At 34.9% G+C, this 18,432-nt stretch carries 15 protein-coding genes; 13 read left to right on the top strand and 2 right to left on the bottom strand.

What is annotated here, in order from left to right; translation table 11 throughout:
* Positions 1-4: 4 nt before the first annotated feature.
* Together H3T55_RS02695 and H3T55_RS02690 are read right to left on the bottom strand one after the other, a co-directional pair.
* Entirely contained in the window at positions 5-544 is a 540-nt protein-coding gene (locus H3T55_RS02695; protein ID WP_225532811.1) for a DUF924 family protein, read from the bottom strand.
* Positions 545-724: 180 nt separating this feature from the next.
* On the bottom strand, positions 725-1,534 hold the full coding sequence (locus H3T55_RS02690; RefSeq protein WP_225532812.1) for a YusW family protein: 810 nt from the start codon (positions 1,532-1,534) through the stop codon (positions 725-727).
* 309 nt (positions 1,535-1,843) lie between these two features.
* Here H3T55_RS02690 and H3T55_RS02685 point away from each other — a divergent pair, with 309 nt between their 5' ends.
* The 13 genes from H3T55_RS02685 to H3T55_RS02625 all read left to right on the top strand — a co-directional run bounded on the left by H3T55_RS02685 (position 1,844) and on the right by H3T55_RS02625 (position 18,321).
* Positions 1,844-2,605, top strand: coding sequence for a DeoR/GlpR family DNA-binding transcription regulator (locus tag H3T55_RS02685; RefSeq protein ID WP_225532813.1), 762 nt, complete (start codon positions 1,844-1,846; stop codon positions 2,603-2,605).
* 16 nt (positions 2,606-2,621) lie between these two features.
* The gene (locus H3T55_RS02680; RefSeq protein WP_225532814.1) at positions 2,622-4,013 is read left to right on the top strand and encodes a M24 family metallopeptidase; all 1,392 of its coding nucleotides are present in this window, start codon (positions 2,622-2,624) and stop codon (positions 4,011-4,013) included.
* Positions 4,014-4,443: 430 nt separating this feature from the next.
* A complete protein-coding gene (locus H3T55_RS02675; protein WP_225532815.1) occupies positions 4,444-5,565 on the top strand; it encodes a tyrosine-type recombinase/integrase in 1,122 nt (373 codons plus the stop codon).
* Positions 5,566-5,883: 318 nt separating this feature from the next.
* Positions 5,884-6,591 (top strand): winged helix-turn-helix domain-containing protein, encoded by a 708-nt coding sequence (locus H3T55_RS02670; RefSeq protein WP_225532816.1) that lies wholly within the window; start codon positions 5,884-5,886, stop codon positions 6,589-6,591.
* 68 nt (positions 6,592-6,659) lie between these two features.
* Positions 6,660-11,402: a beta strand repeat-containing protein gene (locus H3T55_RS02665; RefSeq protein ID WP_225532817.1), complete on the top strand. Its 4,743-nt coding sequence runs from the start codon at positions 6,660-6,662 to the stop codon at positions 11,400-11,402.
* Positions 11,403-11,422: 20 nt separating this feature from the next.
* On the top strand, positions 11,423-11,743 hold the full coding sequence (locus tag H3T55_RS02660) for an LPXTG cell wall anchor domain-containing protein (protein WP_225532818.1): 321 nt from the start codon (positions 11,423-11,425) through the stop codon (positions 11,741-11,743).
* Positions 11,740-12,531, top strand: a complete 792-nt coding sequence (locus H3T55_RS02655) for a WxL domain-containing protein (protein ID WP_225532819.1) — start codon at positions 11,740-11,742, stop codon at positions 12,529-12,531. The genes H3T55_RS02660 and H3T55_RS02655 overlap by 4 nt, the downstream gene beginning before the upstream one ends.
* Positions 12,532-12,562: 31 nt before the next feature.
* Positions 12,563-13,411 carry a WxL domain-containing protein gene (locus H3T55_RS02650; RefSeq protein ID WP_225532820.1) on the top strand — a complete coding sequence of 283 codons (849 nt, stop codon included), beginning with the start codon at positions 12,563-12,565 and terminating at the stop codon, positions 13,409-13,411.
* A 135-nt stretch (positions 13,412-13,546) separates the two neighbouring features.
* Positions 13,547-14,587, top strand: coding sequence for a DUF916 and DUF3324 domain-containing protein (locus H3T55_RS02645; RefSeq protein WP_225550080.1), 1,041 nt, complete (start codon positions 13,547-13,549; stop codon positions 14,585-14,587).
* Positions 14,588-14,646: 59 nt separating this feature from the next.
* Complete coding sequence (locus H3T55_RS02640; protein ID WP_225532822.1) at positions 14,647-15,312, top strand: hypothetical protein; 666 nt, start codon at positions 14,647-14,649, stop codon at positions 15,310-15,312.
* A 33-nt stretch (positions 15,313-15,345) separates the two neighbouring features.
* The gene (lepB, locus tag H3T55_RS02635; protein WP_225532823.1) at positions 15,346-16,053 is read left to right on the top strand and encodes a signal peptidase I; all 708 of its coding nucleotides are present in this window, start codon (positions 15,346-15,348) and stop codon (positions 16,051-16,053) included.
* Positions 16,054-16,203: 150 nt separating this feature from the next.
* Positions 16,204-17,700 (top strand): helix-turn-helix domain-containing protein, encoded by a 1,497-nt coding sequence (locus H3T55_RS02630; RefSeq protein WP_225532824.1) that lies wholly within the window; start codon positions 16,204-16,206, stop codon positions 17,698-17,700.
* Positions 17,701-17,928: 228 nt separating this feature from the next.
* On the top strand, positions 17,929-18,321 hold the full coding sequence (locus tag H3T55_RS02625; protein ID WP_225532825.1) for a DUF4809 family protein: 393 nt from the start codon (positions 17,929-17,931) through the stop codon (positions 18,319-18,321).
* Positions 18,322-18,432 lie beyond the last annotated feature (111 nt).

Genomic DNA, 18,432 nt, shown 5'->3' with positions numbered 1-18,432 from the left:
TTTGCTAGAATGACGAGCCTGGTTCTTTTAAAAAGGCGATCTCTTCTGCCGTAGAAGTTCTACCTAAAATGGCGTTTCGATGCGGATAGCGACCAAATCGGACTAAAATGTCACGGTGTTTCTGTTCAAAATCAAGATTTTGTTCCATTCCTTTTTCTGCAAAGCGTTTGACTGCTTCTTCATGAATCACCAAAGACTCAGAATGCATCAAAGGCATATAGAGAAAACTGCGTTCTTGAGTAGTCAACTTATCTAGTTTTCCTGAAGCCATTGCTTCTTGAGCTAAAACAAGCGCCATTCCGTCATAAGCAAAAGATTGAGGCTGCTCTCTAAACAAATTGCGGGAAAACTGATCTAAAACAATGATTTCAGCTAAACGCCCGTGAATGGTTTTTCGCCAGTCTGATTTTTCTCCTCGAGCTACCTGTTCGTGAATAGCAGAAAACCGTTCTTTGATCAACGCATCAAAAGCCAAATCCTTTTTGAACCACTGGCTGGGTTCAGTTTCTTCGAACCAAAAATGTAAAATATCGTGAGCGTTCATATGTCATACCTCCAGAACTGAGTGATATCTTTTATTGTAGCATATATAATGAAGCTGAGACAAAAGTGTCTAGCTTCGAGAAATAAGAAGAAGTTGCTTTTATCTCGGTGTTTATTCGGAATAAAAGCCCTGGACAAAACTGTCTTTAAGTTTTGTCCAGGGCTCAATATCATCGACTGACTATTTTAATTTAAATTTTACTTTTGTATTATCATTGAATTGTCCTTGGAATTGGAATTGTTTGTAGTTTGAACCATTTCCTAGTTTGTTTAAGATATGAGTAGTTACTTCTTTTTGACTAGCTGTTTTCAAATCCAAGCCTGCAATGATTCCTTCGATCTTTGTTTGTGCTGCGCTGCCTTGCAATTGAATTTTCTTTGATTTGTCCTGATATTGTGCTTTCACTGTTCCATTAGATTTTACTTCGTATTGTAGCTCAACTTCTTGACCATTTTTGTAATCTACTTCTATTTCAAGCTTTTTCAAATCAGACTGTTCAGGAGCTTCAGGTGTTTCTGGGGTTTCTGGTTCCTCAGGTGTTTCAGGAACCTCTGGCGTTTCCGTCACTTCTGGTGTTTCACCAACATAGTAAGATTGTAAACCAAACTCAGCTTTTACATAGCCTTTTTTAATTAAGATCACTTTTAAATGCAAGTCATCTTGATAAGTCATTTTTTTCAAAAGGTTGATCGACTTAGAATAGTACAAACCAAAATCACGAGCGATCACACTTGCCTCAGAAGCACTATAGCCTGCAGCTTCCCATGTATCAGCCTTTTTCAATTCGTTGTATACCTCAGTTACATTTTTACTTGTCAAAGACAAACCAGTGTACTCTAATAGATCTGCTTTGTTAAATAGAGTGATTGTTTTCGCGTAGTTTGACTCAACAACAGTTGCTGCGTCGACAGAATGTACTGCTGTTCCTAAACTTGCTGCACAAAAACTCATTGCTAAACTTGCTGCTACGATACCTTTAAAAAATTTCATAAAAAATTCCTCCTTTTTCTAGCTACTATTTTATGAATAATAGCTTGATTACATTATTAGACAGATAGATCATAAAGTAAAGGGTTATTAATCAATTCTCATAATTTTAAGTATAATTTAATTTTCTTAGAGAAATGAATGTATGACTATTATTTATTTATAATACTAGATAAGTGATACATTTTATGATTGGCATCAAACGTTAAAAAAGACACAAAATGCATTTATTTGCATTTTTTTTATTAAATTTAATATGTTATTGCAAAACAATGCATTTGGTGTTACCTTTAAATAAAGGAAGTGATGATAATGCTGATGGAAGAACGGCTAGTGAAAATCAAAGAACACATTGATGAACATAAAAGTGCGACGATTGAACAGTTAGCGGACAAACTTCATGTGTCAAAAGACACGATCAGAAGAGATTTGATCAAATTAGAACAACAAAATGTTATTCGCAGAACGCATGGTGGCGCAATAGCTGCCAATCGTGAGGCGTTGATCTTGAATTATGAAGAGCGCTCAAGTAAATTCACCATAATCAAAGAAAAGATCGCGCAAAAAGCAGCAATGCTCATTAAAGATAATACAAGTGTGTTATTCGATTCCTCGACGACAGTTGAAGCGGTCATCAGAGAGTTGAGCAATCAGACAATGTACGCAATTACTAATTCATTGACCCATGCGACGCTTTTAGCGAAATATGATAAAACTCAAATCAGCATACTGCCGGGCAAACTTCATAAACAACAACTTTTTTTATATGGCGCTGAAACTGTAAAGAAAATCGAAGAATATCAGGTCGATTATACGATCTTAGGCGTTTTTGCTATTTCTAAAGAAGGTCTTTTTATCCACACAGAAGAAGAAGGGCTGGTCAAACGCCAAATGATTGCGCAAGGTCAAAAAGTCATTGCTCTTGCGGATCATACAAAAATAAATACTACTGGTTTTTTCAAGATTTGTTCGTTAGCTGATATAGATATATTGGTCACAGACGAGCCTTTGGAGAAAGCCTTTATGCAGAAGTTAGAGGAAAATGATGTCGAGGTAGTCATAATAGCAGAATGAAAAGGAGCAAAAAAAGATGGACAAAAAAATTGTACTTGGGCAAGTAAAAGAGCCGACGCTCTTTGAACATGTCGCACCTGTTTTTTTAACAAATGATACGCTCAATGAGCGGAAAGAAAAATTGCTGAAAGAAATGAAAAAATCAAATTTTGATGCGGTCGTCATTTATGCAGATAAAGAACACGGCGGAAATTTTGAGTACTTGACAGGTTTTATTCCCCGCTTTGAAGAAGGGCTGTTAGTGGTTGAGGCTTCAGGAAAAAGTACAGTCATTTTAGGAAATGAAAATCTAAAGATGGCGGCAGTTTCCCGTATTGAAGTGACACTAAAGCATAGTCCACTTTTTTCATTGCCGAACCAACCTATGGATAATGATGCTGATTTAGAAGATATCTTTAAGGAAATCGGTCTGGCTGATCAACAAAAGATCGGGCTAGTTGGTTGGAAAATGTTTACTACAACACTTCATGATCCTAAAGGATTCTTTGATATTCCATATTTTATTGTGTCAGCGTTGTTGAATTGTTTAACAGAAAATAGTGAAGTAGTCAATGCAGCTCATCTATTTATCGGCGGAGATGCCGGTGTACGTACGATCAATAATGCCAATGAAATCGCTCATTATGAATATGGAGCAAATTTAGCCTCTTCGTGTATTTTGAATGCGATGAACGCAGTAGATGTTGGTGTAACGGAGGCTGAACTTGGTGCATGTCTGACGGCAGAAGGTCAGACAAATACAGTGGTAACGATCGCGGCGACAGGCCAGCGTTTTGAAAAAGCAAATGTGTATCCTACACATAAAAAAGTCCAATTAGGTGATCCACTATCGATGACGACGGCCTTTAAGGGTGGCTTGTCAAGTCGCACAGGTTTTGTTGTCGAAACACAAGATCAGCTCCCAACGAATCAAAGAGATTATCTGGAACGAGTAGCAAAACCTTACTATAATGCTGTTGTATATTGGTTAGAAGAGATCAAGATCGGAATGGAAGGACGCGCATTATATGATAAAATTGAAGCTGTTTTTCCTAAAGAAAAGTATCACTGGCATTTAAATCCGGGCCACTTAGTTTCAGATGAAGAATGGATGTCTTCGCCAATTTATGCTGATTCAAGAGAAACGATCAAGAGTGGAATGATCTTCCAAATCGATATCATTCCTTCCATCAAAGGCTATACAGGAGTTAGTGCAGAAGAGTGTATTGCGATTGCAGATGTCAAGCTTCAACAAACAATAGAAAAGCAGTACCCAGAACTATGGAAACGTATCATAGCTAGAAGAGCATATATAAAAAATGAATTAAATATTGAACTTGCTGATGAAGTATTACCATTATCAAATACAGTAGCTTATTTACGTCCATTTTATTTAGCAAAATCAAATGCTTTTTTTGTAGATAATTAGAAAATGAAATGGATATTCATAGCACAAGCTTTTTTAGCTTTGTTTATTCAGTTTTTAAAAGAGATGAGCTATAACTTTTTCAGTTATAGCTCATCTCTTTTGAATAAAAGGTCAATCTATGCAAAAAAAACAAACACGATTTGATAAAAAATTAAAAGCCTTATTTGTTAATCTATAAAAAGATTCAAGTTAAAAAGAAATTTCTGCATTGTTTCACAATGCAGAAAAATGTACATTTTTTTATGTATTAATATTTTACTGGATTAATACTATAAAAAAAAGATAGAAAAGTCAATATTTTTTTTAATTTCATTTGAAAAAAATATTGGATTTTGGCTAAAAAACAACTTTTTAAGCTTAAAATGGCATATTTTTTATTAGCCGTCAAAAAAATCGTCAAAATTTATGTGAAAGAGATGTGATCAAAAAAATGACGAAAAAAGGTGAAAATATTTATAAAAGAAAAGATGGACGATGGGAAGGACGTTATATAAAAAAGAGAGATGAAAATCGTAGAATTATTTATGGGTATGTTTATGGAAAGAAATACACTGAGGTTAAAGAGAAATTATTGATTATCAAAGCTAAGGTGATAATTGCACCAGCGAGTGTCAACACATATTATGGGACTTATGGTGATTGGTTGAGTTATTGGATGGACACATATATGAGAAGATCAATCAAAAATACTACATTTTATAACTATTACCGTCTTATAAACAAACATATTATACCAACTATGGGGGCCTACCGATTACATACGATTACACGCTTAAATATCCAGCATTTTATTGATTATCTCGTTGACAAAAATCTATCTTCTGGAACAATACGAAATATCTTCAATATTCTCAAGAAAAGTTTTCGTGAGGCTGTAAATCAAAATTTTTTGGAACAAAATCCGTGTGATAATATTATTTTACCAAAATTTAAAAGAAGTAAGGTTAGAGCTTTAAGCACTGTTCAACAGCAGAAATTGGAACTTAGAGCTTTTCAAAGCAGAGAATGTTCCCCTGTTATTATTGCTTTATATACAGGGATGAGAATCGGAGAAATCAGTGGATTAAAATGGTCGGATATCGATTTTGAAATGAATCAATTATCTGTCAAAAGAACATTCTACAGAGTATTAGACGAAGAAAATCCTAATGCAAAAACTAAGATGATTTCTGGTACACCTAAGTCTCCTGAATCGGAAAGAATAATACCGATTGCAGAAAATTTAAAGAAATACTTACTTGAAAAACGTTTCTCCTCAAATTCTGAATATGTAATTTCTAATCGTAAAGGGGATGCAGCGGAGCCTCGGTTAATTAATTATCGGTTTAAAAAACTCATCAAAGAAGCTGAGATCGAAAATGTTCATTTCCATATTTTAAGACATACATTTGCTACTAGGTGTTTGGAAAAAGGAATAGATATTGCAAGTTTAAGTCGACTTTTAGGACATCAATCAACTAAGATGACGTTAGATACATATACAGATTCCATGTTTGAAAAAAGACAAGAGGCAATGGAAACAATAGATAAGATGTTAAATTATATGGGATAAAAAAATGTGAATGAGATGAAAGTCAACTTTTATCTCATTCACATTTTTTATTTGTACTATAAGCCGTCATTGTAGCAGTCTAAAGCATTCGAAATCCCTATGAACAAAGGGATATAGATCGTTTTTCTGCATTGTGAAACAATGAGGAAAAAATCATAATGACTTTTCTTAAAAAGATAATAACAAGATAGAAGAAAAAATGAAAATGATAAGTTCTTCCATCTTGTACATAATACTCAGCACATTGCAGATTTATAAAAAAAGAAATAAGTCAGTGAGAAAAAATTTATGATAATAAACTTTATGGAGGGAAGCAGTATGTTCAACGTTGCGATTATATCAAATGATTGTGGTGCAAATAAAAAATATATAACTGAATTCAAGTCTATGGATTTTAATATAGATATATTTTCTAAAGAAAAAGAATTTGAAAAAATCGACTTATCAAATAATTTCACTGATGTTTTTATTATAGAAGAATCAGAAATGGATGATCTTTTCAATACGTGTGAGCTTATTATGAAAATTAGACGTAATAGTAATGCTTTCATTTGGGTATTTTCAAACATCGACTTAGAAAAGCAAAAGTATCTTTATTTTGATTTAGGAGCAGACGGTGTTGTAGGGGCTAAAGATGAGCAGATAATCGCTGTCCAGCAAATACGAAATATATTGAATCGTTCGAGAAAAAATAGAAAAAATAGAAAAAATAGAACAGAGCAAGTTTTGGAAAGTGATCGGTCAGTTGTATTACTACCAGAAAACCAAAGTATCATTATCAATTCTGGTGACGAGATACCATTGACTAGGTTGGAATATCAAGTTGTTTCAGCTTTGAATCAGAATTGTGGAACAGCGTTAACACATCGAGAAATTTATCAAATTGTATGGGATAACTCTTATGAAGAAGAAAAAACGGTGAAGTATAGAGTCAGTAATATTATTTTTCATATAAGAAAAAAACTAAAGAATGACTCCCAATATATCAAAACAGTTCGCTCGAGAGGTTATATGGTCACAGAGTGAGTTGGTAATATGATTGAAAGGGGGGATGAATGTTTAGTAACACACTAAAGAATAAAGGAGGCCAAAAAATGAAAGCATTGAAATCCTTGCTAGTGTTTATGGGGATTTTTCTAATCACCTTTGTCACTAGCCAAGCAGTAAATGCTGAAGGAGTAGTGGATACATCGATTTCAGGAGAGCTAAGTGGAACGAGTACTACTAGTTTAGTTGTTGTTCCTGCGCCTGGTGGTAGCGGGAAAAATAAAGAATACCCATCTACAGCGGCAGGATTGAAATCGGCTTTGTATGATTTGTATCAATATGGTAATAACTCAGATTACGCAATGTATATTGGAACAAGTATTGCAAACTTATCTGGTGCAGATGCAAAAGCTTTGACTGGTGCACCTAGTGCAACGAATATGTCATTCTCTGCATTAGAAGGTAAAGTAAAAACATTGGTTCTAACTGCACTTGCTACTGATCCAATTAACAATGAGACAAAATTACCTACAGGAGCCAAATATATAACATTTGCAACAAGTGCTTATATGGGTTCAAATGTTGTTTTCCGTAATGTTGATTATCGTGGAACAAATCTGTATATGAATGGCCATGATTTGTCTTTAAATGGTGGATCATATGGAAACGGATTTAGTATTTATGGTGGATCAGATACAACAGACATCGTAGGTTCACCAACCATCACAGTTAACTCTACTGGTTCTGGAACAACATGGAATTTTTATGGTGGAAATAGTAGTAGCGGTGCTCTAACTGGCGATACGAACCTTGTCTTTAATAATACTTCTGGTGCTATTGATACAATCTCGGGTGGAGCAAAATCAGGGACTATTAATGGAAATGTTAATGTAAAAATTAATGATTTGGGTGGACGTTTAACCTCTTACTACGGTGGTGGAGAAGGAACCGCTGCGAAACCATCTAATGTAGTAGGAAATGTTACAAATGTGATTGATAACAAAAATGCACAAACCAAAATGGTTCTTTCAGAATTTATAGGTGGCATTAATTATGGTGATGTGAGTGGTAGCATATCAAACACATTACAAGGTTATGGATCGTATTATAATACATCTTCTAATTTTTATGGTGGTTCTAATTCAGGAAATATTGGGAGTGCTTCAACAGCAAATGCTATTACTAGTCATGTCGATATTAGTAAATATACTTCTGGAAGAGGCGATTTTTCAGGAGCCAACAAAAAAAATGGAGTTATAAAAGGAAAAATTACTAATACAATTCGTGCTGGTCAATTTAATAAAGGATCTTTCAATCAGGTAAATGGTGGCGGAAGTGAAACTGTGGATCGGTTATCAGCTACAGCAATCGGTTCCTCAGGCATCAATGCAAATAATGATCAGGATTTCTCTTATGACCTGTTAACCAAAGAGGAACGAACAGCAAAAGCAGAGGCAGCTGCAACTTTCAGAATATATGGAGACATTCATACCGATATTTTAGGGGGCTCTGTCTCGTACGGTGGTGATAATGTTGCATATACTAGAGCTGCAGGTTGGGCAGGCTATATTCGTGGTAATACCTCTGTAACAGTGGGTACTTTGAATGAAGATGGTCATACCGGTGGAGAAGGTTTTGTGTATTCCGGTTCTTTGAGTGCAGCAAATTATAATTTGGCCATGTCAGAAGGTGGAATTCCTTATAGTCATACTACTTCAAGAACTGAATCCAATGGTCCTTTTGATATTGTTGGTGGTGGAGGTTCTAATACCGTAAATGCATCAGAAATATTTATTGATGGTGATACTAGCGTAGTATTGAATAATGTACTGGCTCGTTGGACATATGGTGGAGGATTTTCTGGTGTTTATCAAGGAAATTCGTCTATCACTCTCAATGGTGGAATTGTTTCTACATTAGAAGGTTCTGGATACACCGATTTAAGAAGATATGGCAATCCTAATGCTACTGTGAATGGTGGTCAAATAGACTGGTTCTTATCAGGCGGAGGCTGGTGGGATAACCGTATTTATGGCAATCCTACAGTCACAGTTAAAGATGGTGTAATTAATGCTTCTATGGGTGGAACATATGGTTTGGATACAAATCATAGAGTTTTTGGAAATACGAAAATGTTGATATATGGTGGTGACTTTTCTGGTACTCCTTTAAAAGGAAATCAAGGCTTTTCAGGAGGAGCAACCAATCAAGGAACTATCTTTGGAAGTACAGAATTAACACTAGATCTTCGAACGAAATATGCTAGTACCTTTATTTTCCCTACAAATACTTTTGTTAGTGCAGGACGACCATACAATGCTGGTGGCGTTTCTAAGCTAAAAGGTGGCGAAGAAGCTACCATGACATTAAATATCTACGCAAATGATAATGGAAAAGATATTCTGAATGGTGCTGTAGTTTATGGTGATGGAGGAACGGCTAGTAGTGATACCACAAATGGAAAACTCAATATAAACATTGATGCTCCAGGTTCAACTATCGGTACCCTTTATGCGACGCAATACAGTAATATTGCTGCTGATGCGTTAATTAGAGATGTAACTGTCAATATTCAAAGAGTGAAGTCGTTAGGAGGGATCTCTGGTGGAAATCAAACAGATTATTTGAATAATACCAGAGCAAAGGCAAGTTTAGCTAAAGGTAAATCAGTTGAGTTTAATATTGGTGTCCCAGTTATAGGAGCTGAGTCGAATATTTTCCAAGATGAACCAATTTTGGTTAGTGGAATTGGTATTATCAACTTCAATGAAATTACTGTTGACAATGGAACAGTAATAACTGCTTCCGGTACAACTGGAAATATTAAAAATGGTGGGAATGCATTAGCTTCGAATCATAGCACTACGTACAATGAATTTGGGAATATTCATTTGAAGAATAATTCTGGTTTAGGGGTACTAGGAGCAACTAACTTTATATCAGCTGGAAAAGTGACGATTGAAGGTGAAAGTACCCTAGAATCTGGTCAAGGAACAGGGATTATCAATATTAGTGATATCGAGTTTGTTGATTCGGATAATGATCGGTTGACTTGGATTAAAAATACTAGTGATGCTACGAAAATGATAGATAGTGATGGAACCTATTTTGGGAAAAGCAAGGCATTTCAAGTTCTGACAATCAATCCAGTTGTTGCAAATGCGTTGGTAATTTCACCATTTAACTTTAAAGGAATAGAAAAATCAACTGGTAAGACCTTTATTGGTGACAATGATGTCACTGGTAAAAATGGTAGTGGTTACGGGATTATGATTCCGGGTTCTGTTATAGACTATACTATCACTGATCCAATCGTTGATGGGAAGGGATTCATCGAACATAACGTGAAAGAAGTGAAGAGAGACAATTTACCGTTAACGTTATCAGTTTGGGGAACGGAACAAAACGGAGTTAAAGTTCAAAAAGGACGTTTAATCATTCCAAGGGGTACAGGGATTTTGCCAACACTAACCTTTACACCGGAAGAAAATTCAGGATCTTGGTTGTACAATACGACTATAAAATCGAGCAAAATCGGTTCAACAGATGAAGTGATTGGAGAACAACCGGATTCGAGTCCAGTCGACTGGTCATCTAAAGATGGTGATTATAGCTATGAAGTAGATGTAAAATATTCTAATAAAGTAGAGCTAGAAGCAAGAAACGTTATTTTGACTGAAACAGAAGCATCACGATTGTTAACCGAAGCAGACGTTAATAGCTATACAAAAGTAGCAGGACGCCCATTCTTGACGTCTACAATCACTGATACTTTACTGGAAAGTTTGAGAAAACCTTTAGATGAAAATCAGTACTCTAGAATAACACCAATAAACTATATGGCTGGAACTGCAACAGTGAACCCAACCAATACAATGGCAAAAGAGGTCAATATTATTGTAGTCAAAGATGGATCTACCGTTGCAACAGATCGTCAAAATGCTATTTTCGCACAAGATGTCACAATTCGAGTGTTGGATATAGCCAATGTAGAGAGTCAAAAGGTTTTTGAAAATGACTACAGTCATGCATTTGCAATTAATACAAAAGGCGAAATATCATCTATAAAAGCAACACCTGCAGATTACTTCACCAGATTACAAGCTGTAGTACCAGAAGATGTACCTATGGATATTCCTGTAACGTATTCTTTTGATACTGAGAGTGGCTCTATTTCAAAATCTGTGACTATCCATGTGATTCCGAGTGAAGCTAATCTAGTTGTTAATTTTGTAGATGAAGTAAATAACTCTTTGCATACGCCAATAACATTCAAACGTAATATTGGTACAACTGTTGATTTAACTAAAGAACAAGAGGTATTAAACGCTATTGCAGAAGTTCAAGGAAAGAATTATGTACTTGAAACAAGGCCGAATCCTGAAATCGTTCCTATCGTTACAGGAGGATCAGAGGTAACCTATCAATTCAAAGGGATTATTTTCATTGCATCAGCTCCCGATAGAATTGAGTTTGGAACGCATATTGTAAAACCAACGAAGCAGCGAATAAATGAACCTGAGTCAATGGATCGTGATTTAGCCATTCAGGATAGTCGTGCAAACCGTAAACCTTGGGTTCTGACAGCAAAACTTGATACCCCATTAAATAATGGTAAAGATACGATTCCAGGAGCATTGCGTTATGTCTACAAAGGAAAAGAAATCGTACTCAATGCTGGAGCAGAAGAGGTTGCAGGACACACAAATACAGATGAAAAGCCGTACAAGGTCAATAGTACTTGGTCTGCTAGTGGAGATGGCTTGAAACTACAGACAGATATAGGCTCTGTGAAGGCATCTGGTAGTTATACTGCAAGTATTACTTGGGAATTGACGAATGCACCATAAACAAGGAGGAGAAATGTGAGATGAAGTTAAAAAATATTTTAGTCTGTATTCTTCCTATTGTTGTTGGTGTGATCTTTTCAGTTGACCCCTTACAGGGATTAGCTGCTGAAAGTGGTCAAGTTGGCCAAGATGCAGTTATCGAGTTTTATACGGATAAATCAGAGCCAAAACCGACGCAACCGTCAACTGAGCCACAAGTTGAAAAACCAAAAGGCAGATTTCCTAGTACAGGTGAAGTAGTTCAACGGTCTTTGATTTTAAGTGGATGTATATTAGCAGTTGCGGTATTCCTTTTCTTTGTTTTGAAAAAACGTAAGACGAAGGAGGAAGATGAAAAATGAGAAAAAAAGTGATTCTACTTAGTATTCTAGTGTCTTTTTCTTCTCTCATATTAGGGCAACAGGTAAAAGCGGAATCTGAGTCTTTATCAGGAAATGGAAGTATTCAATTTGAAGCTTCATTGGAACCACCTCAAGTGATTGATCCTGAGGACCCTAAGAAGCCGGTTGATCCAGGACCGAGCCCATCGACGGACGGATATTTACGCATCGATTTTGTTCCAAAATTGAATTTTGGACGAAATAAGCTTTCACAAAAGGATCAGGTTTATCCTGTTAATGCGCAGCTTTTTCATGGAGACACAAATGCGCGGGGAAACTATATTCAAGTAACTGATAGTAGAGCAACTGGAGATGGATGGACGATTCAAGTCCGCCAAGAGACTGCCTTTACTTCAAATACAAATGATACATTGAAAGGTGCTTACATTTCATTAGATAAAGCTTGGGCAAATTCTACAATGGATAAACAGTATGCCCCAAGTTTACAAACAGATGTTATTAAGCTAGATAAAGTGGGTACGACCTATAACCTAGCAACTGCTGGAAAAAATCAGGGCTATGGGACTTGGGCGATTGAGTTTGGTGCTTCAGACGAAAACGAAGCAGGTCTCCAGTCAACATTGACACCGTTGAAAGACGAAGCTGGTAAACCAGTGTTGGATGTGACTTATGAGAACAAACAAATATATAAGAACAATGCAATAAACTTTTTTATGCCTGGTTCGAATACAACGAAACCAGGACAATACCAAACGGTGATGACTTGGATATTATCCGAGTTACCATAAATAAAAACACATATATTGGAGGAACACACACATGAAAACAAGAACATTATGCTCAGCAGCACTATTAACGATCCTAGGAGCAAACTTAGTAGCTCCAACTGCAGCACATGCGGCACCAGAGGCTTTAACAAGTGAAGGTCATATCGAGTATGTAGAAGATAATTCAACAAACCCACCAACTGACCATGAAGATCCAGGAAAAGAAATCGATCCTAATGAACCAGTGGTTGTTAATCCTGACGGCGGCTCACTAACAGTTGATGCTTTAACAAACCTTGAATTTATGCAACAAAAAGCTGTGACAACGGATCAAAACTATTTTGCGAAACAAGTACCAATTAGTAAAAATGGTGTAGATGATGGCGTGCGCGGAAACTTTGTACAAGTAACGGACAAACGTATTGATGCTCGTACACCTTGGACATTAAGCGCAAAAATGACAAAACAATTCACTTCTACAACAGATACAACTAAAACTTTGGGTGGAGCAACATTAACATTTACTAACCCAACAATTAATGGTGCTGGTGAGGATAAGTCATTATTCCCAACATTAGGATCACAAGCAAGCAGCTTTACATTATCTTATGATTTGGCAAACTCAGTAAACGTGATGGGAACAAATTCAGCAGATGAAGGCTTTGGTACCTTCACACTTGGTTTTGGTAACACAGCTGGATTTGTAGGTGCAACTGCGCCAGCTGGTAAAAACTTTGGTACACCAACCGCTGAAGATTCTACAGGTACACCTAACGCAGCTGATGAGAACAAAATTGAAAATGGTTCTGTAAACTTGTTCGTACCAGGTAATGCAATCAAAACGAAATCTGGATATACAGCAGAAGTGGTTTGGACAATTTCTACTGTAGCGATCGACTAAGAATAAGAATTTAGCAAAATTAAATAGATGGGCATTAATGAGCACTAATAAATTAGTGCCTATCTTTTTTCGAAAGGAAAATCTATGAAGACAAAATCATTTTTTATACTTACTATATTTATACTCCTACAGAGTGTGATTTTAGGCAGTATTTCTACATATGCAAAAGAGGAACAGAAAAACCAAGCATCGCAGAATTCAGCTGGCGCAACAGGATTTACATATCAGGTGCTTTTTCCGGAAAACCAAAATTCAGATTCAGGCTTTTTTGATTTACGGATGACTCCAGGACAAAAACAAACAGTTGAGATTGTTTTGAAAAATCCTAGTGATAAAGAAATCAAAGTAAATGTTAAGTTAAATGGTGCACGAACGAATTCGAATGGAATCATCGAATATGGACCAAATAAGTTTTCAGCAGATAAGTCAATGAAGTATGAATTTACTGATGTGGTCAGAGCGCCTGAATCATTAAAGATAAAAGCTAATTCAGAAGAAAATTTAAAATTGAACATTACGATGCCAGAAGCAGAGTTTGATGGGATTCTTCTTGGCGGGATTCAACTTCAAAAAGAATCAAATGATGAACAAGCGGTTGATGATGGCGGAACGATGGTTATCAATAAATATGCTTATGTGATTGGTATGCGCTTAAGAGAAACGAATCAGGAACTTTCGCCGGAAATGACATTTGTAAAAGCGTATGCTTCATCACCAGACTTTAGAAATTCAGTGACAATCGATTTAGGAAATACTCAAGCGACAGTACTAAAAGATCTCACAGTTGAAGCCCAAATCATGGGGGAAAAAAGCGATGCTGTATTATATGAGTCAAAAAAAAATAAAATGAGAATGGCTCCGAATTCTATTTTAAATTTCCAGGTAGGGATGGCAGGTGAAGCCATGAAAGCTGGAAATTATCGGGCACATGTGATTGCAACTTCTGGTGATAAACGTTGGGAATGGACAGAGAATTTTAGAATTACACAAGAAGAAGCAGATAAATTTAATAAAGAAGCTGTTGGGCTTGTTCAAAATCAAGGAATAGACTGGAAATTGATTGGGATGATAGTTGGAGGAGTTATTGTTTTAGTGGCAATAATCTTTGTAGTGATTCGTGTCATCTTAAATAAAAATAAGAGAAATAGAAAAAGTAAGAAAAAAAGAAAAAAGTGAACAACTAAATGTTGACAATGAGCAAAAGGATAATTGATAGTTAAGAAGGGGGAAATATAATGACAATACTTGATTGGATAGCAGTTATCTGCTTAGCAGCTGCTATTTTGTTTCTGCTTTCGATGTGTCTCTTTTTGTTTCTTTTTTTCCGAACAAAAAAAGAGAGTAACAGGCTAGCAAAGATCCGAACCAAAAATAAAAAGAAGCGAAAACGAATCATTCGTGCAAAAAGAACGGCTCAAAGAAAACAAAAAAAGAATCTGTTGATAAGCATTGTTTTTTTTATCATAAGCTTGATGTGTGGTGCTGGTTCGGCATATACAATTTATTATCAAGCAAACAATTTAAGTGAGTCTGATCAAAAGGCAATCGTAAATGGTTACTATTATTTAAACGAAGTTGATAATCAGCTTGAAGAAGCAGCAAATAATGGAGATGAAAAAGTGATTAGTACCAATGTAAACACACTCGCTTCACGTTTGTCTGGTTTTGCTTTGAATAAAGCTGACTATCGTATAAGTAGTGACGGACAGCTGTTGATCAATCGGTACTATACATCAATGAAAGAACTTGGAGTGAATCTTTCTTCTCAGCCAGTTGAAGTTTATAAAGATTCAAATCAAATAGAAGCACTTAAAGCTGATATTGAGAAAGTCAAAAAAAATGAGAAAGCTGTATTTAAGAAATTTAAGGTTGATGAGCAGTCATTAGCTGAGCAAAAATAGATTGATTGTCAGAGGTTGTAGGTAGGAGGTAAAATGAGTAAAAAGACTACCAGGAAAAAGACATCTCTACAAAAAGAAAGGCAAATAAGAAGTACTCAAAAAAATAAGAGAAATAGACATACTTATAAAGATAGAAATAGTAATTTTCAGAAAAAGAAGGCACGTAGAAAAAATAGTAAAAAGAGAAAAAAAAGAAAACATACCATTAAAAAATTAGTATTAGAGTTATTGAGTGCTATTATTATTGCAAGTATTCTTGTTTGGTTGATCTCTTTAGTGACCTTTACTATCGTAAGGATAGACGGATATGCGATGATGCCCAATCTATCTTCAAAAGAGACTGTTTTTGTGAGTAAACTTAGTGAGAAAAATAGATTTGATTTAGTTTTGGTAAGGTTGCCTAACAAAAAAGGAACAATGATAAGACGTATTATTGGTAAGCCGAAAGAAAGTATTAGATATGATAAAGATCACTTATACATCAACAATGAGCTTGTCGAAGAAACATTTATTGTTGAGGAAATACAACAAGCCGATTTGAGTGGAAGTTTTTATACAAAAGATTTTACGACAAGTCAGCTTTTTAATGAAAGTATTATTCCCGAAGGAAAGTATCTTGTTTTGGGAGATAATCGTCCATACTCAACAGATAGCCGCTTTTATGGCTTGATTGATGAAAAAGAAATAATAGGTGTAGCAAAAATGAGAATTTTTCCGTTACACAAAATGAGAAAGTATTAGTTCAGAAGCACTCTTTTAACAGAGTGTTTTTTCTTTTATTTTAATATGATCAGTGTGTTAAAGTTAGTGTATGAAACCAAGTGGAAAACTGTATACCAAGTATAATATAGGGAATAGAGAAATTTGAAAGATATTCTTGGGAGGTAAATTATGGATTTCGTACTGAATTTTATCGATAGTTATACTCAGAACAAATTGCTAGTATTAACTACTATCAAAGATAGTCAAAAAGCTACAACTTTTGAAGAGTTAGCACAATCCACTGGATTCGAGCAACGTACAATTTATAAGTATGTGGAAGCTATCTTTAATGACTACAAAAATGCAGCAATTGCTGACTTAACCTTTGAAATATCTGCTAGTAAATGTGTACAGGTGACATATAAAAGTTTTAAGATGTACCATAAATTTATTCAGTATATTATAGAAAAATCTTTTCCTATAGTTCTGCTACGAAAACTATTATTAAGTGAACAACTTTCAGTGGTCCAGTTATCGATTGAATACTACATCAGTGATTCGACAATAAAAAGACGGATTCAGGATATAAATCAACATCTAAGTGATTACAATCTCAGAATCATTAGTAGAAAGGGTAATTTAATGATCGAGGGATCTGAAAGACAAATTAGATTTTTTTCTTATAGTTTGATTTGGAATTTGTATAAAGGAAGAGAGTGGGTATTTAAAACAGTAAAAAAAGAATGGGCGGAAACTTTTGTCGATGCCGTTTTTGAGCAATCAAAGATAATCAGAAATTTATCGAATATTGAAGAAATATACTATATTGTAGCAATCAATAAAATACGACAGATGAGAGGGCATCCCGTAGTATTCTCTGAAAAATGGCTTCAGCAATTATTTTCTAAAAAATTTTTAGCTTCTGAAAAACCTTGGTTGAACGAGTATCAGTTAACAGAACATGAAGGTCTATTCTTTCTTTTATTGGCACAAACAAATGCTAAGTTTTATCTCATCAAAGATTATAAAGAGCCAATTTATCTTTTTCATCGAACAGAAAAAACACCATTATATCAAAGCATCGAAGCCTTTTTTCAAAAATTTTCTGAGCAAATCGAAACAATTGATCTAACTTTAAAAGAAGAACTGTATAAATATGTTACCTCTTATCATTTATTTTGTATGCTTTTTCAAAATTTTCCTACAGGAATCAATAATTATTCAGGTGGAAAATTGTTGCTAAAAAAGCATCGTAATTTAGCTAGTAAAATAGACCAGTTGATTGAAGAACTTTATAATGAAACTAAGATTCCTCTATTTAAAGAAAAAGAATTTTTATCAGGGCGTTACGCTCTTCTTTTTTCAATGATTGGTGAAGTATCAAAGTTTGAGCCTTTGATCTTGATATATATTGATACAGATCTTCCGTTGTTGGCAGAGAAAAAAATCATGCAGCAACTAAAGTGCTACATTAAAGAATCCTATAATATTAAATTTATCAATGAAGGAGAACAATATGCAAAAGACGAGGCAGATATTGTTATTACAACAAGTTACGTAGACGGATTCCAAGAGTTTACGTCAAGGCGCAATATCATCTATATTCCTGAGAACTTACGTTCTGAAGATGTTTTGAGAATACGGAAAAGATTGAAAAAAATTCTTTTGGAGAAGAATTCAATTTAGTCAGTTATATTTGAAAATCGTGATGAATCATCTGATGCAGCTAAGTAAAGTAGTAGATTTCAAATTATTAAAGTAAGATTGAAAAAGAGAGCTTTTTACATTCAGTTCTCATTCCAATTTTGGACATCAAGTGTAGAAAAAGACTATAGGTATTTAATTTATTTTTGTTATAATGGTTAATGACAAGTAAGCTTTTGAAGAATGCTTTAAGAGAAAGGACTTTTTTAGATGAAAAATGCAACGATCACCAAAACAGTCGATTTATTAGATGGCGGCTGTAATGTTTGTGGAATAATCGAAAATGAAAATTATACCTTGGTTATCGATGAACAAGCAATCCCGTTAGAGGAATTGACAGTGAATGCTTTGGTCACAGGAATCGTTTTACAAGAAGGATTCAAAAGAAGTTATGAGTCGGACGAAGTAGATGACTTTGTATTGTATAAAAAAGAGCAGCAGGTAGTCAGATTGAAAGAAGAATATGATTTTCTGACCTATTCTAATGATAAAACCACTATTTCTACAAACGATCAATTAATAGATAAAGTGAAATTAGTCGAAAAAGTAAACGAAATTTTAAGTACTATTTTTAATTTAGAAGAATTAGACATTCATTTTTGAATAAAGTCTTGGACGATAACATAACTTTTTACTTTAAAAAAGAGAGTTCTTATAACGTATCTCACATGAAAAATGCTGAAGATAGATATAGGAGCTCTCTTTTTGTTTTCT

The sequence above is a fragment of the Enterococcus sp. S22(2020) genome (assembly GCF_020295385.1).
Taxonomy (GTDB): domain Bacteria; phylum Bacillota; class Bacilli; order Lactobacillales; family Enterococcaceae; genus Enterococcus_L; species Enterococcus_L dunnyi.
Note: the sequence above shows the minus strand (reverse complement) of the source record. Positions and strands in the feature narration are given on the sequence as shown.